Source organism: Nocardia sp. NPDC023852 (assembly GCF_040639505.1).
Classification (GTDB): Bacteria; Actinomycetota; Actinomycetes; order Mycobacteriales; family Mycobacteriaceae; genus Nocardia.
The window spans coordinates 287326-312414 of record NZ_JBFAAB010000003.1 but is presented as its reverse complement, the minus strand read 5'-3'; the positions used below and the strand labels follow the sequence as shown (position 1 = coordinate 312414).

The following is a 25089-nucleotide window of genomic DNA, read 5'->3' as shown; positions in this document are numbered from 1 at the left end:
AGTGCGTGACGAGTATCGTTGCGGGCTGACTGTTGGTGGTCAGCTGGGTTTCGTGGGTACCCGCCGAGTTACCCATGTTCTCGCGAAATAAGTTGTTGCATGAGGGATCCGATCACCCGGCCCCAGCATCGTAGGGTGGATGAGATGACCGCGACCGACTCCCTTGCCGGATGGCTCGGCGCCCGCAGTGATACCCAGCTGGTGACGCTGCTGCAACTTCGGCCCGACCTGGCTGTGCCGCTGCCTTCGTCGATGGCGGTGCTGGCCACCCGCGCCGAACAGCGCGCGTCGGTGCTGCGCGCCACCGAGGACTTGGACACGCTGGAATTCGCCATCCTGGAAATCCTCGTGGTGCATGGCGTGAAGCACACCGACCGGGACCGCCCGCCGCTGCGCCGCGACGAACTGCACGTGCGGCTGAGCGGACGGGTGGCGTCGACCGCGATCGATGACGCGCTGGAGCACTTGACCGCTCGGGCCCTCGTCTGGACCGACGACGACGAGCTGCACGTGATTCCGGCGGCGGCCGAGGCGCTGCCGTGGCCGATCGGCGGCGCGACCGAACTCCCCGACGCGCTCACCGAGCCGGAGGTGATCGCCGCTCTTCCAGAGCTCACACCCCCCGAACGTGCCCTGCTGGACAAGCTGGCCGCGACGGGACCGCGTGGACGCACCAGGGACGCTGCGCCGGGCACCCCGGCCGACCGTCCCATCCAGCGCCTACTGGCGCTCAGGCTGCTGCACTGGATCGATGACGAGACCGTCGAGCTTCCAGTCACGGTCGGCCAGGTGCTGCGCCGGGAACTGGTCACCCACCCGCATGCGCTGACCCCACCGGAGCCGTGCCCGGCCAAATACACGCCTGCCGAGGTCAACGCGGTCGCGGCAGGCGAGGTAGGCGAGCTACTGCGGCACTGCGCCGCAGTTCTCGATGTACTCGGCCAAGCCCCCGCCCCTGCTCTGCGGGCGGGCGGGCTCGGCGTACGGGAGCTGCGCCGCATCGCCAAGCAGATCGGCGTCGAGGAGCCGAGGGCCGGTTTGCTGGTCGAGCTGCTGGCGGCGGCCAAACTCCTCGAAAAAGGTGTGCCGGAGCCACCACCGGAATTCGATTCGACCGACGACTTCTGGGCACCCACCCCCGCGGTCGACGCCTGGCTGGCGGCACCGCCCGCACGGCGCTGGGTCGCGCTCGCGATTGCCTGGCTCGACTTGGACCGGATGCCGTGGATGATCGGCATGCGCGACGCCAATGACAAACCGTTGGCGGCCCTATCGCTGGAGCTGCGCACCCCGCACGCACCCCGCGACCGGCGGGCGATTCTCGACTTGCTCACGGAGTGCTCGTCGGGCACCGCGCTCGACCCGGCCGACATCGGCCGGGTGCTTGCCTGGCGGCAGCCGCGCCGACGCAGGCACTTCCGGCCGGAAGTTGTCGAGCAGACGCTGGCCGAGGCGGCCGCGGTCGGCTTCGTCGGCCGCGGTGCACTCGGCTCACCGGCGCGGGCGCTGCTGCACGGCGCGGCGACCAGTGCGGCCGACGCCGAGGCCGAGATGGAGGCGGCACTGCCAGAACCGGTCGACCACGTGCTGGTCCAGGCGGACCTGACGGTGATCGCGCCCGGCCCACTGACCACGGACCTACAGCACCGGATCGCCCTCGTCGCCGACGTCGAATCCGCTGGTGCGGCAACGGTGTACCGGCTCAGCGAGTCCTCGGTGCGCCGCGCACTCGATGTCGGACTGACCGCCGCCGAACTGCACAGCTTGTTCGCGAAGCATTCCAGGACGCCGATCCCACAGGCGCTGACCTATCTGATCGACGACGTGGCCAGGCGGCACGGTCAGCTACGGGCAGGCATGGCCCAGTCCTTCATCCGGAGCGACGACCCGGCGCTACTCGCCCAGGTGCTTTCCGCGCCCGTGGCGAGCGCGCTGGCGCTGCGAACCATCGCCCCGACCGTCGCCATCGCCCATGCGCCGCTCGGCGAGCTACTGGAACAGTTGCGAGCCGCCGGCTTCGCACCAGCGGGTGAGGATTCGACGGGCGCGATCGTCGACCTTCGACCCCGCGGCGCCCGGATCTCGGCGCGGCCGGGCGCCAGGCAGCCATATCGGCCGACGCCGCCGAGCGCCGAACAGCTGGAGTTGCTCGTCGCGGAACTGCGCGCCGGCGAACGCGCCGCCAGCGCCCGCGCCGGCCAAGCGGTGCGCCCGGATGGCACCCGCACCAATACCGCCGCGACCCTCGCCCTGCTTCAGCTGGCGGCGCGGGTGCGGCGGTCGGTGAACATCGGCTACGTGGACGCCCAAGGAGTCGCCACGCAGCGGGTGGTGGAGCCGTTGAAAGTAGGCAATGGGCAGCTGGACGCGCTGGACCCGGTGACCGGCGCGGTCCGGCACTTCACGCTGCACCGGATCGCGTCGGTTGCCCTGCTGGAGTGATCAGGCCTTCGGCTTGCCCGTGCAGAAAGTGACCTTGGGGTCCGTCTCGATGAGGCGGAAGCCGTCGGCGTCCGCACCACACAGCAGTTCGTCGGCCTTGCCCTCGATCCGCTTCAGAACGCGGAAGGTCGCTTCTGACGAACCGCACTCCACGTGCTTGTATCCAGTCGCGCTGCTCTCGTTGTAGCAGTTGCCTTCCTTGAAGTTCGGCGCGAGGCACAGGAACGCGGTGGTTCCACCGCTGAGGGTCTCCTCGTAGGAGGTGTAGTCGGCGGCGCACTCGGTCTTCTTGTCGAAGGACTGCGCGACTTTGTACACGGCCTTGTCCGATGAGCAGTCGACCGGCTCGGTCTTGGAATCGACAGCGGAACTCTCGATGACGTTGATGCAGTCGCCGACCTTCGCCTTGGCAGTGTCCGACTTGCTCGAGTCCTCGATCAACGAACAGCCGGCCACCGCGGCCACCACCGCGGCCACCGCGACGAGGGCGAGCACAATCCGTGCCAGCAGCCGCGCTCCTGGAAACTTCACCTGAAAACCTCTCTCACCGAACACGTTCACGGACTCGTGAACGCGGTGAGGATACCCGCAGGATCATTGCGGCCGCATCAGCTCGGCGGGTGACACCGAGCGCGGCCTGCTTCGCTCCATGCGCAGGCCGTAGTGACCCATGAGAGGGACCATCGTGTGATCCGTGGGTTCTACGCTCCGTGTGACCGAGTCGTTACGCTTGGTCGGTATGACGGTCGAGGACGTCGCAGGCGAGCTGTATGGGGTGGCACCCGCGGAGTTCGTCGCGGCGCGCACCGCCCGCGTCGAAGCCGCCAAGCGGGCGGGCGACAAGGAGCTCGCGGCCGCGGTCGGCAAGCTGCGCAAACCCACCGTGTCCGCGTGGACGGCGAACCTGCTGGCCCGCGAAGCGCCCCGCGACGTGGACGCGCTGCTGCGACTCGGCGCGGCACTGGCCGCAGCGCAGCGAGAACTGTCCGCCGATCAGCTTCGCGACCTGACTACGCAGCGGCAGCAACTGGTCAACGCGCTGGCCAAGAAGGCGGGCGCACTGGCCGCCGAGCACGGCCACCCGGTCGGCGAGGGTGTGCTGCGCGAGGTCGGGCAGACCTTGACGGCGGCGCTGGCCGAGCCGACGGTGGCAGAGCGAGTGCGCGCCGGAACGCTAGCCACCGCGGCGACCTACGATGGCTTCGGGCCGAGCAGACCGAATCTGGTCGCCGTGCCCGCATCCACCAAGCGGGCCGCGCCGAGGCCGGAGGCCGAGGACACCGCGCGCGGGGAGCTGGAGGAGGCGTTGGAGGCGCTCGAATCCGCCCGCGCGGCAAGGGATTCAGCGCAGGGCGAGGTCGACGAAGCGCATAAGCGGCTGTCCGGCGTCGAATCCCGAATCGCCACGTTGACGGCCGAACTGACACACGCCGAAGAGCAGCGGCAGTTCAGCAGGACAGCCGAGCGGTCGGCGAGGGACCAGTTGCACAGTGCCCAACGCCACCTGGACCGGGCCGAACGCCGGGCGGAACGGGCTCGTCAGCGCCTCGACGGCGAATAGCCTGCGCGGCTCAGCCCCGGAGGGTTCCCGGGAAAAGGTATGCCTCCGGAGGTGGTTCGGTGCGGTTCAACCACGCGTCGAAAAAGCCCGTCAGGTCCGTCGATGCCCTGGACTGTACGAACGCGCGGAACTCCGGCATCGATGCGTTGCCGTACGCGTGCGCCGCGAGGAAGTCACGGGCGGCCGCGAAGAACACCTCGTCGCCGATCTGCTTGCGCAGGGCGTGCAGGAACAGCGGGCCGCGGTAGTAGACGGAGGTGAATTCTTGTCCCGCGCCAGGGTTTTCCAGCGGAATGTCCCAGAATCTGGATTTGTCGCGGTACTTCTGGACGGTCTCGCGGTAGTCGTCGTCGACGTTCTTGCCCTCCATCCGCTCCGGCCACAGGTACTCGGCGGTGTAGCTGGCGAAGCACTCGTTGAGGCAGATGTCCGACCAGTGGCGCACCGACACCGCATCGCCCCACCACTGGTGCGTGATCTCGTGAACTACGGTTTGCAGATCGGTCCACGGCGCGTAGATCGGGCGGGTCTGGGTCTCCAACGAGAACCGGATGTCGGCATCCAGGTAGATGCCGCCCGCCGCCTCGAATGGGTACGGGCCGTAGAGGGTTTCGGTGAAGTCGAGGATCTCCGGCAGACGCTGCTCGGTCTCCCGCTTGCCCTCCGCGTCCGACGCGAACGCGCTGATCAGCGGGGTGCCATCGGGCCGACGTTGTTCGAGGTAGCTGAACTTGTCGATCGCGACCGTGGTCAGATAGCCGAGCACCGGTTTGGTCGTTGCCCACCCGACGGTCCGCTTGCCGCCCCGCACGATGTCATCGGTCCGCACACCGTTGGACACCACCTCCCACTCCGCGGGGACGGTGGTATGCAGCGCGAAGGTGGCCTTGTCGAGCGGGGTGTCGTTGAGCGGATACCAGGTTGTCGCCGAGTGGGGTTCACCTGCGACGAAAGCGCCTCCGCTGGGGGCGAAGGTCCAGCCCGCGCCCTCGGTGTTCACCGCGGGACCTGAGTAGTCGACGGTGACGGTGAACGGCAGGCCGGGTAGCAGCGGGAGCAGTGGGGTCACCGTCAGTTCGTGTGCGCCGTCACGGACGAACGCGGCGGGCAGGTGGTTCACCGAGACCATGCGCACGTCCGGCCCCGCGAAGTCCAGGTTGAACATGCGCAGAGCCTGGGTGGCGGTCGCCTCGATCCGGGTGGTCCCGGTGAGCTGGCGGCTCGGCGGATCGTAGTCGATGCTGACGTCGTAATGGCCGACGTCATAGCCGCCGTTTCCGTCCAGCGGGTAGTACGGGTCGCCGAGTCCGGGGGAGCCGACCAGCGGGTCGGCGGGCGGATCGGCACTCGCGGGCACCGACAGCGCCGCGACGGCCACACCCGCGACCGCGGCGCACATCCGGCCGGACAACCTCATTCGACAACCACCCTCTCCGCCCCTCTCGGTACCGATGTACCGACTCGCTGGATGGTAGCCGCTTCAGTCGCCGCTACCGGTGAGCGCCGCCGACGCGCCTGCACCGAGGATCAGCACGCGTCCCTGCCGCCTTCCAGCCCGCCGGGCGACCGCGCGAACCAAGACCTGACAGAGGCCGGTCGCAGGGCTCAGGTTCTGCCGGAGACGATCGCGATGACGCTCTGCCGCAGCACCGCAGAGTCGGACGCCGAGCCTTCTTCGGAGTCTATGTGCACACGCAGCTCGAAATCCGGAGTTCGCGGCCGGATTCAGGAGCCGAGTTCGCCGGGCAGCTGGTGCGGATCGAGCAGCAGTCGTTTGGTCGTGGTGCGGCGCACCTTCTCGGCCAGCGCGAGGTTGTCGGTGAGTAGCCGCCACTCGACCTCGCTGATGGCGGCACGGGCGCGGTCGATGACCGTGCCGTCCTTCGTGCCCCAAGCGATCGGCATGGCGCTCACCGACTGCCAGCGCTCGCCGACCTGGCGCGGCGCCCAGTCGGTGCGCACAGCCACCGAGGGCACCCGCTCCCCCGCCGTGGTCTCGTGGCCGGGTAGTGCGCGGACCTTCCTGGTCACCAGGGCGTAGCGCGGACCGGTCTCCTCCGGCTTGGACACATCGACCAAGGCAAGCAGCACCACCCCGGAGGGGTGGCGCTCGGAGATCACCGCGGGGACGAGTTCGCCATCGGCGTAGAGCTTGTCGATGCTGGAATGCCTCGGCGTCCACAACGCCACCCACAACGCGGTCACCGCGCCGAGCGCGAAGGCGACCGCGAGTAGATACGCCCAAGGATGGTCCAGCCAGATCAAGTAGGCCGTTCCGGTCGCCGCGATGATCGCGGCGGTGATCGCCATGATGCGCAGTCGACGCAAGTCCGCGAAGACTTCGTTGACCGCGTGGGCATGCCCGCGGTCCACCGGGAATTCGAAGCGTCGCACGTCCCTATTCCTAGCACAGCTTTCGGAGGAATTGCCTCCACTTATCCGAGCGCCGGACCGAGCAAGTCGTCGGCATCCGTGATGCGGTAGGCATACCCCTGTTCGGCGAGAAAACGCTGACGGTGCGCGGCGTATTCGGCGTCGAGGGTGTCGCGCGCGACCACCGAGTAGAAATGAGCCTGACCGCCATCCTGCTTCGGGCGCAGCAGCCGGCCGAGGCGCTGCGCCTCCTCCTGCCGCGAGCCGAAGGTGCCCGAGACCTGCACGGCCACCGACGCCTCCGGCAAATCGATGGAGAAGTTCGCGACCTTGCTCACCACGAGCACCGGAATCTCACCGCGCCGGAATGCGTCGAAGAGTTCTTCGCGGTCTTTTGTTTTCGTCGAACCCTGGATCACCGGAGCGTCGAGCGCGGCACCCAGCTCCTCCAGCTGCTCCAGGTAGGCGCCGATGACCAGGCTCGGCGCGTCCTGGTGCTGAGCAAGGATCGATTCCACCACAGCGATTTTCGTGTGCGCCGTGGAGCAGAGCTTGTAACGCTCCTCTGGTTCGGCGGTCGCGTAGGCCATCCGCTCGGCGTCGGTGAGCGTGACCCTGACCTCGATGCACTCGGCGGGGGCGATCCAGCCCTGGGCCTCGATGTCCTTCCACGGCGCGTCGTAGCGCTTCGGGCCGATCAGCGAGAACACGTCGCCCTCGCGGCCGTCCTCGCGCACCAGGGTCGCGGTCAGGCCGAGGCGGCGGCGGGACTGCAGGTCTGCGGTCATCCGGAAGACCGGGGCGGGCAGCAGATGCACCTCGTCGTAGATGACCAGGCCCCAGTCACGGCTGTCGAAGAGTTCCAGGTGCTTGTACTCGCCCTTGGTGCGGCGGGTGATCACCTGATAGGTGGCGATGGTGACCGGGCGGATCTCCTTGCGTTCGCCGGAGTACTCGCCGATCTCTTCTTCGGTCAACGAGGTGCGCGCGAGCAGTTCGCGCCGCCACTGCCTGCCCGCCACCGTGTTGGTGACCAGGATCAGCGTGGTCGCCTTCGCCTTCGCCATGGCCGCCGCGCCGACCATCGTCTTGCCCGCGCCGCAGGGCAGCACCACCACGCCGGAGCCGCCCGCCCAGAACGAGTCGGCGGCCATCTCCTGGTAGTCGCGCAGGTGCCACTTGTCGTCGGTGTAGTCGAGTTCGATCTCATGTGCCTCGCCGTCGACGTAACCCGCGAGGTCTTCGGCGGGCCAGCCGATCTTCAGCAGCATCTGCTTGATCCGACCGCGCTCGGACGGGTGCACCACCACCGTGTCGTCATCGATGCGCGCGCCGAACATCGGCGCGATCTTCTTGTGCCGGAGCACCTCCTCCAGCACCGCGCGATCCAGGCTGACCAGCGTCAGGCCGTGCGCGGGATGCTTGATCAGCTGCAACCTGCCGTATCGGGCCATCGTGTCCACGACATCGACCAGCAACGGTTGCGGCACCGCGTACCTGGAAAAACTGACCAGCGCGTCCACGACCTGCTCGGCGTCGTGCCCCGCCGCCCGCGCGTTCCACAGCGCCAGCGGCGTCACTCGGTAGGTATGGACATGCTCCGGCGCCCGCTCCAACTCGGCGAACGGCGCGATGGCCTGCCGCGCCGCATCGGCCAACTCGTGGTCGACCTCCAGCAGCAGCGTTTTGTCACTCTGCACAATCAGTGGACCGTCGGTCACAGCCCCTCCTCGTATCGGCTCGCCGCCCATTCTCCCCGACCCCACCGACAACACCGCAGGTAACCGGCCATTCTCCGCCATGAGCGGATTCGGCAGCGTCCGTGTGCAACGCCGGAAGGCCTCGGTCTCTTCCCGCAGCCTGCGCGGGCCGCCCCCAAAAAGGCCGTGGCCAGCAACCGCCGACTGGACCGCGACACCGCGGGATCGGAGGGTGACGATCGGGGGATGATCGAGATGGCGGCGGTGATGGGGGTTGCGGCGGCGGCGTTGGGGATGGTGCTGACGCCGGGCCCGAACATGATGTATCTGGTGTCGCGCACGGTGTCGCAGGGGCGGCGGGCGGGATTGGTGTCATTGGGTGGGGTGGCGGTCGGATTCGGAGTGTATCTCGCGGCGGCGACCGCGGGGATCACGGCGGTGTTCGCGGTAGTGCCAGGGCTCTATCTGGGCGTGAAGCTGGCGGGTGCCGCCTATCTGGGGTGGCTTGCGTGGCAGGCAGTGCGACCGGGCGGTGTTTCGGTGTTCGCGCCCGCAGCGCTGCCCGCCGACCCGGTGCGACGACTGTTCGGTATGGGGTTGCTCACCAATCTGCTGAACCCCAAGATCGCGATCATGTACATGGCGTTGATCCCGCAGTTCGTCACGCCGGAGCACGGCAGGGTGTGGCTACAAAGCCTGTGCCTGGGAGCGGTGCAGATCGCGGTGGCGCTCACCGTGAACGGCCTGATCGTCCTCGGCGCGGGCGGCCTGGCCACCTTCCTCACCGGCCGCCCGCTCTGGCTGCGCGCCCAGCGCTACCTCATGGGAACCATGCTCGGCGCCATCGCCGTGCTCCTCGCCACCGACCGTGCCCGCCCCACCCCCGCCTGACCCGTGACGAGCGGCACACGATGGCGAGACCTCTCGCGATTGCGACAGCCTTGTGCCGCCTCGTCACGCGAGGTCAGCCGAGCCGGAGACGGCGCACCCCTTCGTCCAGCGTCTCGTCGCGCTTGCAGAAGGTGAAACGCACCAGATGCTTCCACGCGGCTGTGTCGTCGGCGAACGCGATGACGGGGACCGCCGCGACGCCGAGCCGCTTCGGCAGCTCCCGGCAGAACGCCAGACCGTCGGGGGCTCCGATGGGCGTGATGTCGGCACATACGAAATAGCCCCCCGCGCTGGCCTTCACGTCCAGCCCGGTATCAGCGAGTGCGGAGGAGAGGCGGATACGCCTCTCGGACAAGGTGTTACGCAGATTGTCGACCCAAGCCCGCTCATGGTTGATCGCGTGGGCGACAGCCGGCTGAAACGGTCCGCCCGCAACAAAGGTCAGAAACTGTTTGGCCGCCAGCACGCCGTCGATCAGATCGGCGGGGCCGCATGCCCATCCGGTCTTCCATCCGGTGACGCTGAAAGTCTTTGCCGCACTGGACGCCACGATCGTCCGCTCGGCCATACCGGGCAGTGTCGCCAGGCTGATGTGCTCGGCGCCGTCGTAGACAAGGTGCTCGTAGACTTCGTCCGTGAGCACCAGAATGTCGCGCTCGCAAGCGATGTCGGCGATTGCCTGCAGATCGGCGCGCCCGAGCACCGTGCCGGTAGGGTTGTGCGGCGAGTTGACGACGAGCATGCGGGTCGCCGGGGTGATCGCGGCGCGCAGGCTGTCCAAGTCGAGTACGAACCGGTCACCATCGGCGACCAGCCTGGCCGTGCGCCGGCGCGCACCGGCGAGAGCGACCGCGGCCGCGTAGGAGTCGTAATACGGCTCGATCAGTACGACCTCCTGGCCGGGCTCGACCAGTCCGAGCACCGCGGCGCTGATCGCCTCTGTCGCACCGACGGTCACCAGCACCTCGGAGTCGTGGTCGTACTCCGTCCCGTAGCGACGAGCCCGGTCGTCGGCGATGGCCTTGCGCAAGACCGGCATGCCGCGCCCGGGCGGGTACTGGTTGAGTCCGTCGGCGATGGCACGGCGGGCCACTTCGAGCATGCCCGCAGGCCCATCGGTATCGGGAAACCCCTGGCCCAGATTGACCGCGTCATGGCGAATGGCGAGCTCGGTCATTTCGGCGAAGATCGTGGAGGCGAAGGGCCGCAAGCGGGCAACAGTCGGGGGCTGCGAGGGCATGTTCGGAGATTATCCCAGCGGCCAGCATTGTTGCCGTCAGATAGCTAATATCTATACTTCACCTCGAAATCAGGATCTACCTGCATATTCGTGCGTTTCCCCAGCGCGAGCCAACCGGGCGTCTGACGGGCTCAACCGAGCCGCACCCCACCCAGCTTGGCGGGATTCGCGAGATCATAAGTACCCCAGACCAATCCATCCCGCACGGTGAAGCCCATGATCCGGGTGGGATAACCCGCCCGACCCTCTTCGGCAGGACGCCCGGCGACGACGAGGCCGAGCTGCCCGTTGACCGAGGCGAATTCGTAGATGGGCGCCGGATCCTCGTTCAGCCCGTACTTGCGTACCAGCCCCAGGAAGAAGCGGGCGATCCTTTCCGAGCCGTTCAGAATGTTCACGGCGGTGGCAGTAGTGCCGTTGGCGTCGCCGATCATCACCGATTCCGGGTGCAGCACGGCGGTAACCGCGTGCACGTCACCGGTGCTCAGTGCGGTGAGGAAGCGGTGCACCGCGGCCTCGTGCTCGGCGTCCGGTACCGGTGCGGGCGTGTGCGCCACCGCCTTGCGGGCACGCACCGCGAGCTGCCGTGCGGCGTCGGCTGAGATGCCGAGAATATCGGAGATCTCATCGAACGGCACCGAAAGCCCATCGTGCAGCACGAAGGCCACCCGCTGCGGCGGCGTGAGGCTGTCCAGCACGACCAGCGCGGCGAACCGGCACTCCTGCTTGCGGACCACGGACTCCAGCGGGTCCGGTGCACTCGATGGTGTGCGCGCGGTGACCACAGGTTCCGGCAGCCACTGCCCCACGTAGTTTTCCCTGCGGGCGGCCGCGCTGCGCAAACGGTCCAGGCAGATGCGGCTCACCACAGTGGTCAGCCAGGCCCGCAGATCCTCGATCTCGGACTGACGCGCACCGGCCAGGCGCAGCCAGCTCTCCTGGACGGCGTCTTCGGCGTCGCTGACGCTGCCCGTCAGTCGATAGGCGACCGAGAGCAAATGCGCCCGATGTGATTCGAACAGGTCGGAAAGCAGCGCGGCAACCATCACCGCGCAGTCTACGGTCCGACGGAGGCACGTTCGCGCGCGGTATCACCGATTTGCCGCGCCTGCGGCGCGGCGTATTCACGGCCCCTCTCGGCTCGCGTTTTGTGCGACCACCGCTTGCGACTTCGTCGTGGATGCGGCGGCCGCGCGAACGCGAGCCGGGGCAGCGACCTGCACTGGTACGACTCATCCGACTGGGTCAGAGGAGGAGTATCGGGCCGTTCGTCGGACGAGGTCAGCGCTCGCGCCGCCGCCGCACCGCATCGGCCAGCCGCTCCATCTGATGGGCGGTGGTCTCCCAGTCCAGACATGCGTCGGTGATGGACTGACCGTAGGTCAGCTCGTCGGCGTGGCCGAGCGTGAGATCCTGCCGACCCGCGACCAGGAAGCTCTCCAGCATCACGCCGACCACGCCGGGCTTGCCCGCCGCCAGCCGCTCCGCGATATCGGTGACCACGTCGACCTGCTTGTTGTGGTCCTTGTTGCTGTTACCGTGGCTGGCGTCGACCACCACCCGCTGCGGCAGCGCCGACCGGTCCAGCCGGATGCACGCCTCGGCGACCGAAGCCGCGTCGTAGTTCGGGCCGGTACTGCCGCCGCGCAGGATCACGTGGCAGTCCGGGTTGCCGGCGGTACGGATCAGCGCGGAGCGCCCGTCGAGGTCGGTGCCGGGGAACACATGGCTGGCTGCCGCGGCGCGCACGCCGTCCACCGCCACCTGGACGTCGCCGTCGGTACCGTTCTTGATGCCGACTGGCATCGACAGCGCGCTGCTGAGCTGGCGGTGCACCTGGCTGGCCGCGGTACGGGCGCCGATCGCGCCGTAGGACACCAGATCCGCGATGTACTGCGGGGTGATCGGATCCAGGAACTCACAGGCCACCGGCAGCCCGAGCGCGGTGATGTCGACCAGCAGCTTGCGGCCGAAGCCCAGCCCGGTATTGACGTCGAAGGAGCCGTTCAGATGAGGGTCGTTGATCAGGCCCTTCCAGCCCAGCGTAGTGCGCGGCTTCTCGAAGTAGACCCGCATCACCACGTGCAACCGGTCGTCGAACTCAGCGGCGAGAGCCGTCAGACGGCGCGCGTAGTCGAGCGCGGCTGCGGGGTCGTGCACCGAGCAGGGACCGACGATCACCATGAGGCGGTCGTCGACACCGTTCAGCACGTCGACGGTGGCCTTGCGCCCCGCGCGAACGGTGTCCGCGAGGGCATCGGTGATCGGGTGCACTCGACGCACCTCCGCAGGCGAGCGCAGCGGGCTGACACTCAGGGTGCGTTGATCATCCAGATCGGAATGCCGCGCGTCGACATCGGCTGCGGTTGTCATAGTCGTGGGTCCTTTTCTCGGGGCCGACCCACGGACGTGAAACCCGTAGAGCCGGTCCATCGTCCGGCTCGGGGTGGAGTGTCGTCAGCGCATGTGGTTGCTGCAGACCAGCCCACCCAGGGCCGGCTTGCTAAACCAGAAATACACGCACTGCACGCTCGGCACAGTACCAGACCGTGTCATCGGCCGGGCGGACGACGCGTGTTCGCGGCCCCCTTCTGGCTCGTGTCCGAGAGCGACCGGCGCTGGCGACTTCGTCGCGGACGATCGGCCGCTCGGACACGAGCCGGGCCGCGAACGGGCAATGCATGATCTCGCTGCGCTCGGAAGCGGGGGTCGGGCCACTGTGGTTGCTGTTTTTTGTGCAGCGGCGCTCGAGGCGATGCCGACAAGCTCAGCCCCACTGGCCGGGCACGTAATCTCCCGCCGGGGTGCGCGCGATGACATTCATCCGGTTCCAGGCGTTGATCATCGCGATGGCGGCGATGAGTGCGGCGAGCTGGTCCTCGTCGTAGTGCTTGCGCACCTCCTGCCATACCTCGTCGCTGACGGCGCGGCCGTCGCCGATCCGGGTGGCCTCTTCGGTGAGCGCCAGCGCGGCCCGCTCGGCCTCGGTGAAGACGGTTGCCTCACGCCAGGCGGCGATCAGGTTGAGCCGCACGGAGGTCTCGCCCGCATGCGCGGCGTCCTTGGTGTGCATATCGGTGCAGTAGCCACAGCCGTTGATCTGGCTGGCGCGGATCTTCACGAGTTCGTAAGTGGCGGCGGGCAGGGTGGAGTCGGTGACCACCTTTGAGGCCATGGTGAGTCGCTTGACGAAGCTGCCGGCGACGGGGTTGGCGAAGAGGTTGATGCGGGATTCCATGATGTCCGTCCTTTGTCGTTCCCGTTGGGGTTCACAAAGAGGACGACCCGGCGCCGCGAAGTGTGACAATCCCAGTTTGTGAACTGGATCACTGCGCTGAGCGGCCGAGATTCCGGCCGAACGGTTACTTCGTGAAGTCGTAGGTGACGCCGGTCAGCTTTTCCGACAGTTCCCACAGCTCGCCCGCGACCTTTTCGTCCCTGGACTCCTTCGAGGAACCGGACGGGCCCGGATATCCGCGCGTGCCGCCCAGCCCGGTCGGGCCGTAGTAGCCGCCCGGCTGGATGTCGGCGGTCGCGGCGTACAGCGTCGGCAGCGCGCCCATCGCGGCGCTCTGTGCGAGCAGCCGGTTGCCCAGCCACATCACCTTGTCCTGGAACGACTCGGTGTGCGACTGCAGTTCGGTCGCGGCGTAGCCAGGGTGGGCGGCGACCGACAGCTTTGCCGCACCTGCGGCGGTCAGCCTGCGCTGCAGCTCACGCGCGAACATCAGGTTGGCCAGCTTGGCCTGCGCATAGGCGGCCCAGCGCTGGTATCTGCGCCGCTCCCAGTTGAGATCGTCCAGGTCGATCTTTCCCATCTGGTGCGCCCAGCTGGAGACCGTGACGATTCGGTCGGAGACCTTGTCCAGCAGCAGGCCGGTCAGCGCGAAGTGGCCGAGATGGTTAGTCCCGATCTGCATTTCGAAACCATCGGCGGTGCGTGACTCGGGTAGCGCCATCACGCCGGCGTTGTTGATCAGCACGTCGGCGCGGTCGGCGCCCTCGGCGAACTCGCGCACCGAGGCCAGATCGGCCAGATCCAGCTTTCGCACCCGAACCCGCTCCCCCAGTTCCGCGGCCACCGCTTCCCCCTTGGCCACGTTCCGGCAGGCGAGCACGACATCGGCCCCTGCCGTGGCCAGCGCACGCACCGTCACGGCCCCCAAACCGCTGTTGGCCCCGGTGACGATGAACATCCGTCCGGCCTGGTCGGACAGATTCGAGGTATCCCACCTGCTCATAGTGGGAAGTCTAATCCGGGTCGGCCGAGGATCCGCGGCGCTGCGTCTGAGCGAGAATCGCGTCGCGTCCGGATCACGGTGCGGCCGATGCCCCAGTCACCCGCGCGATGTGCCCCGGACCGCGGTCGCTGTGCCGGCTCCAGGTAGGCGGGGCCTGCCTGGCGGAGATCAATGCCAAGGAGGTGGCGCCCGCGCTCGGCGCCACAGTGCAGCAGGTGGTCGGGATGGCAGAGGGCCTGCTCAACTACACCCGGCTGGACGACCCAGTCGAGCTGCCGCCCACCACCCAGGGCAGGCCGCTGTCGCCGGCCGACGGGGTTCGCGTGGTGGACGCCGACGGCAACGACGTCGCGCCCGGCGCGGAGGGCGAGTTGATCACCAAGGGCCCGTATACGATCCGCGGCTACTATCGCGCCCCCGAGCACAACGCCCGCGCGTTCACCCCGGACGGCTACTACCGCAGCGCGACTTGGTCCGCCGCCTGCCCGGTGATCACCTCGTGGTCTCCGGTCGGATCAAGGACGTGATCAACCGTGGCGGCGAGAACATCTCCTGCGACGAACTCGAGGAGTATCTGCTCGCCCATCCCGCGGTCCGACATGCCGCCGCCGTCGTCCTGCCCGACGCCGCGCTCGGCGAAAAGGTCTGCGCCGTCCTCGTTGTCGACGGCGAGATGCCCACCCTTGCCGAGATCAAGACCTTCCTCGCCGCCCGCGGACTTGCCACCTACAAGCTGCCGGACGTGCTTCGCCGCAGCGATAAGCTCCCCGTCACCGCCGTCGGCAAGGTCGACAAGAAAATGCTGCAGGCCGAGGGCTGACCGCCCCATCGGTTACATTCTGACGAAAACCTGCCGGGCAGAGCGCCACGGAGCGCTGCCTGTTGTGCCCTATGCCCGCACGACGTAGGGCGCGATGCTGTCGAGCTTTTCGCAGGTCTCCTCGAACTCCCGTTCCGGCCGTGACTGACCGACGATGCCCGCGCCCGCGCGGAGCCAGGCGCCGTCGGCGTTCTGGTACACCGCGCGCAGCACGAGTGTCGCCTCCAGCGCACCGGTCGGCGAAACAATCACCACCGCGCCGGAATACAGGTCACGCGGGTCGTGATCGAGCCGGAACACCGAATCGACACCCGCACGCTTGGGAATGCCAGAGGCGGTGACGGACGGGAACAGCGCCTCGAGCGCATCCCAGCTGGACCGGTCGGCGGCCAGCCGCCCGCGCACGATGGAGGCGAGGTGCTGCACGCTTCCGCGCTCGCGCACCGCCATGAAGTCCGACACCACGGGCGTGCCGGGATCGGCGATGGCGGAGATCTCCGCGAGGGCGGTCTGCACAGAAATCGCGTGCTCCACAATCTCTTTCGGATCGGTGATCAGATCTTCCCGCGCGGCCGTGTCGACCGCGTCGCCGCGGCCGAAGGCGCGGGTGCCCGCCAACGGTTCGGTGGTCACCACGCGATCGTCGTCCACGGACGCGACAAGTTCGGGGCTGAAGCCCGCCGCCTCCAATCCGCCGAGCCGCAACAGGAATGACCGCGCCGGGGTGTTGTACGCGCGACCGAGTCGATAGGTGGCCGGGACGTCGACCGCGAACGGTAGATCGACCTTCCTGGACAGGATCACCTTCTGATACCGCCTTGCCCGGATCTCACCGATCGCCTCGGCCACGCGGTCTCGGTATCCGGTCGGGTCGACGCGGACGTCGACCATATGAGCTTGCGGGAGTTCGGTGTTCTGCGACTGCGCGATCAGATCGTGGATGTCGCCGGTCTCGGCGGGTGTCGCGCCGGCGACCCGCACGCCGAATTCGCCGACCCGCACCTCGATACGCGGAATCATCAAACGCACCAGCGACGTTCCGGGGTCGAGGTGTCGCGTGGCATCGAGGGTCCATGCGCAGAACTCGAATCCGATCCAGCCATAGGTGTTTCGGCCCTCCAAGGCAAGCGTGCCGAGCGCACGGTCGATAACGCCCGCTGGATTACCCTCCCATCGACCGGAGGTGGTCTGTCCCGCCCAGGTGACCCGCAGCTCCTGCACGTCCAGTTCGATACTGCCGATCGGGTCGGCGGCGAATACCCATTCACCCGGACGCTCGTACATGACGTACTCACCGAACCGATCGGCCCCCGCCAGCCGGGACATCGCTGCCGCTGGATCGGTCACATACTCAACCCGCGAGCGCTCCGTGGTCGACAACGATCCTCCAAGGTTATCCTGGCCTAATTTGTGGAGGTAAGGTTAGCATTACCTGGCCACTGACAAGGTGGTTCACAAGGCGCACAACATGGCTCGAACTATCGGTCAGTGCCCGCCGCCAGTGCCGATCGCTCGACGCTCAGCACACTCTCCGCGCTGTGCTCGGCGTGATACGCCGTGCCGCCGCCGCGCAGTCCGAACAGTCGCTTGCTGTAGAGCAGCCAGACCACGGCGGCGATATTGACCACCAGAGCGCCTACCCGTAGTGCGGTCACCTTCTCGGTCAACTCATAGATCTCCAGAGGCAGGAACAGGCTGGTCGCGACGACGGCGAAGTACTCTCCCCAGCGCCGCACCAGCCACAAGCCGATCGCCTCGACCATCTGCAATCCGGCGTATCCGAAGATGCCGATCGCGGTCCACAGCAAAGTCGTGTTCGACAGCGAGAACGCCTCAACGATCAGATGCACGATTCTCGACTGGTCGATATCCCAACCGATCTGGTCGGCGAACGGGCGCAGCAGCGGCAGGTCCTGGTCGAACGCGGCGCGCATCGTCTGCCGCGAGGACCGGAATTTCAGCACCGCCACCGCGGCGACCACCAGCACCAGTCCCCGCGACATCCGCTCGATCGCGAGCGCGCGCATCAGCCAGCGATCGCGCAGCAGGCGCCCGCGCGGCACCTCGGGCGCGTGGTCGGCGGGCCCGGAACCGACCGGCTCACCAGGCACAAAGGTCCCGCAGCGCAGGCATCGCCAGGCCGCCCCGGCCACTGTCTCGACCCGCAGCCGGTCGGCCAAATCCTGCTCATCCGGCTCGTACGTGTAGTGGCCGTGCCAGCCACAGGAACGCAGCGCCCAGTCCATGTGCGCAGCCTAAACCGAACTCGCCGCGCCGAGTGCCTGCGCGGAATCGACCCGGCGGGCTTGAATAGGGGGAGCGTCACCTGTGGAGGGAAGAACTTCGATGATCGATCACCGCGGCGGTTTGCCCGCGACAGCCCGGCACGGGACCACACCGCAATCGGTAGTGGCCCTGATCGACGCGGCGTCGGGGGTGGAACGCGAACTGGTCGGCGCGTGGCTCGCCGACGGCGGGATCACCAAGGAGTTCGGCACCGACGCGCCGGTGACCCAGCTCGACCTGGACGCGGGCGCGGTCACCACCCGCCTGGTCGGCAGGCGAGACGATCCGCTTGTGGTCCCGGTGCGTGTGCTGTGGCTGCCGCCGGAGCGCAACGGGGTCCGGCGCATCACCTTCGCCGACCTTGCCCTGATGACCAACCCGCGCAAGCCCAACCGGCTGGCGCAACACAGGCTGCGTGCCAAGTCGCCGGAGCGGCACGTCGTCCTGACCGGCGCACCCGCCTTGCTCAGTGAGCTGCGCGCGAACAACCCGGAGGCGTCGGCGCTACTCGCCAAGGGCACCGCCGAGCCGTTCGCCCGCGCCATCGTGCGCGCGGCGGTGGTGGCACTGGAGCGTGCCGAGCGCACCGTCATCGGCGACCGGTACAAGGTGCCCCGGCTGGTGGCCGAGGAGATCCTCGACTCGCCCGACTTCCTGCGCAGACTCGAGCTGATCGCCGACCAGATCGGGGCAAGCCCGCACGAGGTGTACCGCCGCGCGGAAAAGGGGCTCAACGAGCTCGTCGCCGCGCAGAGCAGGCTTGTCTCGGACCTGTTCACCCAGGCGATGCGGCCGGTACACGCGTCGACCTGGAAGGTGGACTCCGACCCGTCCGGACTGGCCGCGCTGCGCGATGTCAACCGCCGCTTCCCGCTGGTGTTCCTGCCGTCGCACCGTTCCTACGTGGACGCGTTCGTGCTCGGCGACGTGCTGGCCCGCAATGATTTTCCGCCGAACCACGTGATCGGCGGCGCGAACCTGAGCTTCTGGCCGATGGGTCCGATCGCCCGGCGCACCGGAACGGTGTTCATCCGGCGCAGTTTCGGCGACGACGAAGTCTATAAGGCCGTCGTCGAGGAGTATTTCGCCTACTTGCTGGCCAAACGCTTCAACCTGGAGTGGTACATGGAGGGTGGCCGTACCCGCACCGGCAAGCTGCGCCCACCGCGCTACGGCCTGCTGAACTACCTTGCCGCAGCGGTGCGTGCGAACCGGATCGATGACGTGATGCTGGTTCCGGTCTCGATCACCTACGAGCGGCTCAACGAACTGGGCGCCATCGTCACCGAGCAGGCAGGCGGCAAGAAGAAGCCGGAGGGACTGACCTGGATGGCCCGCTACATCCGCAGCCAGCAGCATTCGGCCGGGCACGTGTACGTCCGGTTCGGTGAGCCGCTGTCGGCCCGTGATCGTCTTGCCGCGTACGGCGATCCACTCACCAGCCCACCGCTGACCATCCCGCTGCACCAGACCGAACCGATCCCGTCGAGCCGCACCGAGGCCGGGACCGTCGACAGTGAACCGCCGGAGATCGCCGAGCTGGAGCGCAAAGCCGTGCAGCGGCTGGCCTTCGAGGTCGCGGTCGGGATCAACGCGGTCACCCCGGTCACGGTCAACGCACTGGCCACCCTCGCGCTGCTCGGCGTGCACGAGCGCGCGCTCACCCTCGGCGAGGTGCGCACCGTACTGGCACCGGTGCTCGGTTACATCGAGAAGCGTGATCTGCCGCACGGTGAGCTCGACGCCCTACGCGACGAGCAGAGCCTCGCTGTCGTGCTGGAACAGCTCTCGCTGGCCAAAGTCGTCACGGTGTACCGCGGCGGGCTCGAGCCGGTGTACTCGATCGAAGCGGGAGCGCACCTCGAGGCAGCTTTCTACCGCAACAGCGCCGTGCACTGGTTCGTCAACCGCGCCATCCTGGAGCTGTCCATCCTCGCCGCGGTCGAGAGCGGCGACACCGACGCGCTGAACACCGGATGGGACGAGGCGTTCCGGCTGCGCGACCTGCTCAAGTTCGAGTTCTTCTTCCCCGACCGGGCCGAGTTCGCCGAGCAGATGGTCACGGAGATGCTGCTGGTCGACCCGGAGTGGCACAGTCGCAACCGCGAGGACACGCTCGGATCGGACATCCTGGCCAAGCTCACGGCCTCCGGATTCATGATGGCCCACCGCGTGCTGCGCTCCTTCATCGACGCGCAACTGGTGGTGGCCGAACGGCTGGCCGCCCGCGAGGCGGGCGACGAGATCGACCGTAAGGAATTCATCGCCGAATGCGTGGCGGTCGGCAAGCAGATGATGCTGCAGCAGCGGCTGCACAGCCCGGAATCGGTTTCCACCGAGCTGTTCACCAGCGCACTGAAGCTCGCCGACAACTACGGCCTGCTGGAAACCGCAGCGCAGGACGCAGTGTCACACCGGGCGGAATCGGTCGACCGCAGGAGGGAGTTCGCCGAGCGACTGCGAATCATCGGAACTCGGATCGCACAGGCCGCCGCGCTGGACCCGTCCAACAGGGACGCTCGGTGAGAACTCGACGCGGACATCACCGCGGTGAAAACGCAGGTTCGATGACCGACGAGCGCGCCGACCTCGACGCCGCGATCTCCGCGATCCGCTCCGGGCCACAGGGCCCCGCCGTAGCCGCGGTTTTCGACTTCGGCGGCACGATCGTCGATGGGTTCGACCAGCGGCGACCTGTGCGCAGGCCACTGCGTCGCCGTGACCTCGCGAACGTGCTGGTCGGGGGTATCCGCAACGGTATGACCGACGGCGAGTATCGCCGGTACCTCCACCACCTCGAGCAGGAGCTGGCAGGAAGGTCCGAGCAGGAGCTGGACCAGCTGGGTACGAAACTGTTCCAGCGCACCGTATATGGGCACCTGTATCCCGAAGCGTGGCGGCTGATCCGCACTCACCGAGCTGCGGGCCACACGGTTGTGCTGGTCAGCTCCCTGACCCGGTTCCAGGTGACGCCCACGGCGGAGCAGCTCGGCATCGAGCACGTGCTGTACACGCCGATGGCCGCCCGTGACGGCGTTCTCACCGGATACCCCGACGGGAAGACGCTGTGGCGCAATGGCAAAGCCGAAGCATTCCGCGAGTTCGCCGCCGCTCACGAGGTGGACCTCGCACTCAGCTACGCCTACGCCCACGGGGCCGCCGACCTGCCGTTGTTGTCATTGGTCGGTCATCCGGTGGCGGTCGATGCCGAAGGACCGCTGGCCGAGACCGCCGACCGGCAGCACTGGACGCGGTTGTCGTTCCGGCCGCGCCGCGAGCCGCGGGCGAGCGACTACGCCCGCACCGCCGCGGCATTCGCCGGACTGTTCGGCGGCGCGTTGTTCGGTGTGGCGGCGAAATCGCCCACCAAGGACCGCCAGCAGATGGCTGACGCGCTGATGGCGCACGCGGCGGGCAACACACTGCGCATCGCGGGCGTCGACATCCGGGTGACCGGCGCCGAGAACGCGAAATCGCCACGCCCCGCGGTGTTCCTGTTCAATCATCAGAGCCAATTCGACATCATCATCATTCCCGAGGTGCTCGGTGGTGGCGTGACCGGCATCGGGAAGAAGGAGCTCACCAAGAATCCGGTGTTCGGGCCGCTCATGCGGTTCGTGGGGGTGACGTTCATCGACCGGTCGAACACCGCGCAAGCCAGGGCGGCACTGCGTCCGGTGGTGGAGACCCTGCGCGGCGGGCTGTCGATCGCGGTGGCACCCGAGGGAACTCGCTCCTACACCCCTGAGGTCGGCCCCTTCAAGAAGGGCGCGTTCCACATTGCGATCCAGGCCGGGGTGCCGGTGATCCCGGTCGTGATTCGCAATGCGGGTGAGATCAGTTGGCGCAACGCGATGGTCGCCCGTCCCGGGACCGTGGACGTCGCGATCCTCGATCCCATCGATGTCGGCGAATGGGATCCCGGCGACCTGGACGCCAAGGTGGCGAGCGTGCGGCAGCTGTTCATCGACACGCTGCTGGATTGGCCGAAGTGATCGCCAGGGAGATCCACTCACCCGAAACGGCCGGGGCACCGACCCGGCGGATGCGTGGCCCTGGCGGCGCGCTCAGACCGCGCGTCCGAACAGGAGCTTCCATGGCATCAGCGCCGACTCCAACTGCACCTTGAGGCTCATCTTGGACGCACCGAGGGTGCGCTCCTCGAACCGGATCGGGACCTCCGCGATCGAGATCTTCTTCTTGATCGTGCGGTAGTTCATCTCGACCTGGAAGGAGTATCCGTTACTGCGGATCGAGGCGACATCGATGGCGCGCAGGGTGTCGGCCTTCCACGCCTTGAAGCCCGCGGTGGCGTCCTTGACGCCGAGGCGCAGGATCAGGTTCACGTAGAAGTTGGCCCAGGCCGAGAGCGCCTTGCGATACCACTTCCAATCGGCGGCGGTCGAGCCGCCGGGCACATAGCGTGAGCCGAGCACGACGCCCGCGTCCGTGGTTCGCAGCTTTTCCAGCATCGCCGGGATCACCTCGGCTGGATGCGACAGGTCGGCGTCCATCTGGATGACCACGTCCGCGCCATCGTCCAGCGCCCGAGTGATACCTGCGATGTACGCACGCCCGAGCCCATCCTTCTCGGTCCGGTGCAGCACGCCGACCATGTTCGGCAGCTCAACGGCCAGCTTGTCCGCCACCTCGCCGGTGCCGTCCGGCGAACTGTCGTCCACCACCAGCACGTGCAGGTCGGGCACCGGCAGCGCGGTCAGCCGCTCCACCGCAACCGGCAGATTCTCCCGCTCGTTGTAGGTCGGCACAACAACGGTAACCCTCAAGGGTCGCCCTCCCTGCTGATCCTGGTTTCCGCTCGAAGCCCACGCCAGGACCACCGAGCATTCGTCTGATTTCTGGAGAACCGTACTTGATGCACCTGACCGCGAGCTGAGCGGCTGCACCGCGCGGGACGCCCTTCGGTGCGCCGACCTGCGGCTCAAGATCAACTTCACCGCGCCGGGGAACATCCCATGCGCCCCTGGCCCGGCGGGGCGACAGCATCCGCCGAGACCGCCTCAGCGCGCCGAATTCACGTGGTGGAGTATCGCACCGACGTGAGAGCTATTGCGGCAGACGGCAGCCCACCTAGTCGCCGTCCCGCCAGGCACGATCCCGGGCATCCTCCCGCTCGTTGCGCGCGTGCGCGATCTCCAGAGCCCGCTCGGCCGTCGCCTGGTCCGGATACGGCCCCATTCGATCGCGGAACCAGCACTGCCGTCCTTGCTCGGCCCGATTGTGCTTCAAGCAGTAATACCAGCGCTCAGCCATACCTCCAGCATCCCACCCGACACCGCGCCCGCTTCACATTTTCCTTTCATCGGGTGCCGACGCGACGACCGGAATTCCCGCGGACTTACCAAAGACTCGAGTAATGGATGGCCGCGTCGCAAATCAGAACCGCCCCGAAGAGGACGAACAGAACGCGCACCGATTTCGGGCCATATGCCGCAAGAACGCGAACGACTTTTCGATAGACGCGCCGAGCCCGGGTCGTGCCCCGCACGGCGAAGGCGAGAATCACCACCGGCGGCAGCAATGCGAGCGCACAATAGGCGACCACGATCAGCGGCCACAGCGTCGGCAATGGATTCCGCGCGGAGAGCATCGCCAGCCCGGCCAGATAAGGAACTGCCGTCGGCGCCTGCGCGATACCGATCGCCACGCCGATCAACGCGAGCGCCCACGGTTGCCGTCGCATAGGCGTCGCCCATTCCGGGGCCGACGTTCGGCCGGTCATTCGAATGCTCGCGAGGGCGATCAGCACCGCGCCGAGACCGAGCTCACACCGATACCGCACCATCGGGGTGATCTCGAGGTCCATCAGATCGGTCAGAAAGCCGATTCCCAACACACTGCAGAGCCCGAATGCGGTGGTGACGGCGAAGACCCCGGCCAAGAAACTCAGTCCACCGACCAGCGGCGAGCGGCGGCTCAGCCTGCTGTCGAAGACGACGACCGTGGTGACGCCGACGAGCAGGACGTCGAGCGAGTCGAGGAAGGCGAGACCCGCGAGCGCGAGGAGAAGGGTCGGCATGGCGGCGCCAGCCTACCCACCTGCTGCGAGGCAACCGAGCACACAACCACGAAGAATCGTGCATCGCTATGGGATCCGCCACTCCTCAGAACGGTTTCAGCCCCGCTACGGCACATAACTATCCAACCGGCCGTGTCCGGAGGTCGGAGTCGTCGGTCACCAGTGGTTGTCTGCTCACGGGTATGGCATGGAAAAATCCCCCCGACCGGGCTATCTGTCAGGGGGATCGAGTGGCCAGGGCCGGGATCGAACCGGCGACCTTCCGCTTTTCAGGCGGACGCTCGTACCAACTGAGCTACCTGGCCGCAGGCACCCGAAGTGAATGCCATAAGCGAAACGCCGGATTGCTCCGGCGCCTACTTGCGACCCTGACGGGACTCGAACCCGCGACCTCCGCCGTGACAGGGCGGCGCGCTAACCAACTGCGCCACAGGGCCATGCTCTGCTACCAACGATCCGAAAATCGTACCCCCTACGGGATTCGAACCCGCGCTACCGCCTTGAAAGGGCGGCGTCCTAGGCCGCTAGACGAAGGGGGCTCGCCCCGGATTTCTCCGGACCGGCTTTCAACGGCTGTCCGTTGGGAGCTGGGATAGCTTATGACAGACCGGACCGGATCCCCAAACCGGCTGGTCAGAGCCCCAAACTGAGCTCCTCCAGGCGGGCTTGGGTACGCCAGCCGTCACTGCGGAAATTCGCCAGCCACTCCGAGGTCGCCATCGCCTCGATCACCACCTCGAGCGCTTCCTCGAACCGCGACCGCAGATCGACCGGCCCGCTGATCAGGTCGACCATGTATCGCTGGCCGGCCAGTGCGGCAGCAAGCGTGCGTGTGAACCGGTCGGGATCGGCGTCGGCGCGCAGCTGCCCGTGGTCGATGGCGCGCACGGTGAGCACCCTCGTCGTGCGACCGACGATGCGTCCGCCGCCCGCTTGGACGTCGCGGGAGAAATCCGGCTCGATGATCAGCCGATGCTCGGCCTGCACGATGATGTCGTGCTCGAGTCGCAACGCGATCTCGTCGACCATCCCGTGCAGGATGTCCAGCGGGGTGAGATCCGCTCGCGCAAGCCAACGCTCGGCGGAGGCACGGTAGCGTTCCACGGCGGTCTCCAGCACCGCGCGCGCGAGGTCTTCCTTGGAATCGAAATGGAAGTACATGGCGCCCTTCGTGGCACGCGACCCTTCCAATATGCGGTTGAGCGATGCAGCGGCATAGCCGCTCTTCCCGAACTCAACGGCGGCGGATCTGATAATCGCCGCGCGTGTCCGGCGGGCCCGCTCTTGCTGCCGTGCCATGCTCGAAACGCCTCCGAAGCCTACTCGCCGCCAAGCAGCCACCCCCAAAAGGAACAGACCCTTGGCGCGAAGTTATGAGTTTTTATCAATACTTCAAACCGGGTTTTCGCCCAGTTTCAAACTTTCGGTACGAAAACTTGCGAAAAACCTGAAACACACCAGCTGGTATAGTTTTCCTGCCCGGGCGCGCCGCAGG

The 25089-nt window shown here is 67.5% G+C and carries 20 protein-coding genes, 3 tRNA genes and 1 pseudogene; 6 read left to right on the top strand and 18 right to left on the bottom strand.

Annotation, left to right across the window (positions count from 1 at the left end):
• Positions 1-144 precede the first annotated feature (144 nt).
• Positions 145-2442, top strand: coding sequence for a helicase-associated domain-containing protein (locus AB0H00_RS09005; protein WP_357263177.1), 2298 nt, complete (start codon positions 145-147; stop codon positions 2440-2442).
• Here the strand turns inward: AB0H00_RS09005 and AB0H00_RS09000 are convergent, their stop codons facing one another.
• Positions 2443-2973 carry a hypothetical protein gene (locus AB0H00_RS09000; protein ID WP_357263174.1) on the bottom strand — a complete coding sequence of 177 codons (531 nt, stop codon included), beginning with the start codon at positions 2971-2973 and terminating at the stop codon, positions 2443-2445.
• A 208-nt stretch (positions 2974-3181) separates the two neighbouring features.
• Between AB0H00_RS09000 and AB0H00_RS08995 the strand changes: the two genes are divergently transcribed.
• The gene (locus AB0H00_RS08995) at positions 3182-4003 is read left to right on the top strand and encodes a hypothetical protein (protein ID WP_357263171.1); all 822 of its coding nucleotides are present in this window, start codon (positions 3182-3184) and stop codon (positions 4001-4003) included.
• A 10-nt stretch (positions 4004-4013) separates the two neighbouring features.
• Here AB0H00_RS08995 and AB0H00_RS08990 read toward each other — a convergent pair whose 3' ends face one another.
• The 3 genes from AB0H00_RS08990 to AB0H00_RS08980 all read right to left on the bottom strand — a co-directional run bounded on the left by AB0H00_RS08990 (position 4014) and on the right by AB0H00_RS08980 (position 8097).
• Positions 4014-5420, bottom strand: a complete 1407-nt coding sequence (locus AB0H00_RS08990) for a M1 family metallopeptidase (protein ID WP_357263168.1) — start codon at positions 5418-5420, stop codon at positions 4014-4016.
• Positions 5421-5728: 308 nt separating this feature from the next.
• Complete coding sequence (locus AB0H00_RS08985; RefSeq protein WP_357263165.1) at positions 5729-6397, bottom strand: DUF3239 domain-containing protein; 669 nt, start codon at positions 6395-6397, stop codon at positions 5729-5731.
• A 41-nt stretch (positions 6398-6438) separates the two neighbouring features.
• The gene (locus AB0H00_RS08980; protein WP_357263162.1) at positions 6439-8097 is read right to left on the bottom strand and encodes a DNA repair helicase XPB; all 1659 of its coding nucleotides are present in this window, start codon (positions 8095-8097) and stop codon (positions 6439-6441) included.
• A 225-nt stretch (positions 8098-8322) separates the two neighbouring features.
• On the opposite strand from AB0H00_RS08980, the gene AB0H00_RS08975 reads away from it, so the two are divergent.
• A complete protein-coding gene (locus AB0H00_RS08975; RefSeq protein WP_357263472.1) occupies positions 8323-8967 on the top strand; it encodes a LysE family translocator in 645 nt (214 codons plus the stop codon).
• Between the two features lie 73 nt (positions 8968-9040).
• Here AB0H00_RS08975 and AB0H00_RS08970 read toward each other — a convergent pair whose 3' ends face one another.
• The 5 genes from AB0H00_RS08970 to AB0H00_RS08950 all read right to left on the bottom strand — a co-directional run bounded on the left by AB0H00_RS08970 (position 9041) and on the right by AB0H00_RS08950 (position 14448).
• On the bottom strand, positions 9041-10207 hold the full coding sequence (locus AB0H00_RS08970) for a pyridoxal phosphate-dependent aminotransferase (RefSeq protein ID WP_357263159.1): 1167 nt from the start codon (positions 10205-10207) through the stop codon (positions 9041-9043).
• A 131-nt stretch (positions 10208-10338) separates the two neighbouring features.
• Entirely contained in the window at positions 10339-11253 is a 915-nt protein-coding gene (locus AB0H00_RS08965) for a sigma-70 family RNA polymerase sigma factor (RefSeq protein ID WP_357263156.1), read from the bottom strand.
• 235 nt (positions 11254-11488) lie between these two features.
• Positions 11489-12580: a 3-deoxy-7-phosphoheptulonate synthase gene (locus AB0H00_RS08960; protein ID WP_357263153.1), complete on the bottom strand. Its 1092-nt coding sequence runs from the start codon at positions 12578-12580 to the stop codon at positions 11489-11491.
• Between the two features lie 394 nt (positions 12581-12974).
• On the bottom strand, positions 12975-13445 hold the full coding sequence (locus AB0H00_RS08955) for a carboxymuconolactone decarboxylase family protein (protein WP_357263150.1): 471 nt from the start codon (positions 13443-13445) through the stop codon (positions 12975-12977).
• Between the two features lie 124 nt (positions 13446-13569).
• A complete protein-coding gene (locus tag AB0H00_RS08950) occupies positions 13570-14448 on the bottom strand; it encodes an oxidoreductase (protein WP_357263147.1) in 879 nt (292 codons plus the stop codon).
• 125 nt (positions 14449-14573) lie between these two features.
• Here AB0H00_RS08950 and AB0H00_RS08945 point away from each other — a divergent pair.
• A pseudogene (locus AB0H00_RS08945) lies at positions 14574-15268 on the top strand (AMP-binding protein); the annotation flags it as partial.
• A 69-nt stretch (positions 15269-15337) separates the two neighbouring features.
• On the opposite strand, the gene AB0H00_RS08940 reads toward AB0H00_RS08945, so the two are convergent.
• Complete coding sequence (locus AB0H00_RS08940) at positions 15338-16648, bottom strand: salicylate synthase (RefSeq protein WP_357263145.1); 1311 nt, start codon at positions 16646-16648, stop codon at positions 15338-15340.
• Between the two features lie 98 nt (positions 16649-16746).
• Positions 16747-17514, bottom strand: coding sequence for a DUF2127 domain-containing protein (locus AB0H00_RS08935; RefSeq protein WP_357263142.1), 768 nt, complete (start codon positions 17512-17514; stop codon positions 16747-16749).
• 100 nt (positions 17515-17614) lie between these two features.
• On the opposite strand from AB0H00_RS08935, the gene AB0H00_RS08930 reads away from it, so the two are divergent.
• Positions 17615-20080, top strand: coding sequence for a glycerol-3-phosphate 1-O-acyltransferase (locus tag AB0H00_RS08930; protein ID WP_357263140.1), 2466 nt, complete (start codon positions 17615-17617; stop codon positions 20078-20080).
• Between the two features lie 41 nt (positions 20081-20121).
• The gene (locus AB0H00_RS08925) at positions 20122-21549 is read left to right on the top strand and encodes an HAD-IB family hydrolase (RefSeq protein WP_357263137.1); all 1428 of its coding nucleotides are present in this window, start codon (positions 20122-20124) and stop codon (positions 21547-21549) included.
• A gap of 72 nt (positions 21550-21621) precedes the next feature.
• On the opposite strand, the gene AB0H00_RS08920 is transcribed toward AB0H00_RS08925, so the two are convergent.
• From AB0H00_RS08920 to AB0H00_RS08890, 7 genes are all read right to left on the bottom strand, one after another.
• A complete protein-coding gene (locus tag AB0H00_RS08920; protein ID WP_357263134.1) occupies positions 21622-22341 on the bottom strand; it encodes a polyprenol monophosphomannose synthase in 720 nt (239 codons plus the stop codon).
• Between the two features lie 304 nt (positions 22342-22645).
• Positions 22646-22828 carry a hypothetical protein gene (locus AB0H00_RS08915; RefSeq protein ID WP_357263132.1) on the bottom strand — a complete coding sequence of 61 codons (183 nt, stop codon included), beginning with the start codon at positions 22826-22828 and terminating at the stop codon, positions 22646-22648.
• 85 nt (positions 22829-22913) lie between these two features.
• Positions 22914-23594 (bottom strand): GAP family protein, encoded by a 681-nt coding sequence (locus AB0H00_RS08910; protein ID WP_357263129.1) that lies wholly within the window; start codon positions 23592-23594, stop codon positions 22914-22916.
• A gap of 231 nt (positions 23595-23825) precedes the next feature.
• Positions 23826-23899 (bottom strand) — tRNA-Phe (locus AB0H00_RS08905).
• Between the two features lie 58 nt (positions 23900-23957).
• A tRNA-Asp gene (locus AB0H00_RS08900) sits at positions 23958-24031 on the bottom strand.
• A gap of 29 nt (positions 24032-24060) precedes the next feature.
• Positions 24061-24133, bottom strand: a tRNA-Glu gene (locus AB0H00_RS08895).
• 94 nt (positions 24134-24227) lie between these two features.
• A complete protein-coding gene (locus AB0H00_RS08890) occupies positions 24228-24893 on the bottom strand; it encodes a TetR family transcriptional regulator (RefSeq protein WP_357263127.1) in 666 nt (221 codons plus the stop codon).
• Between the last annotated feature and the right edge of the window lie 196 nt (positions 24894-25089).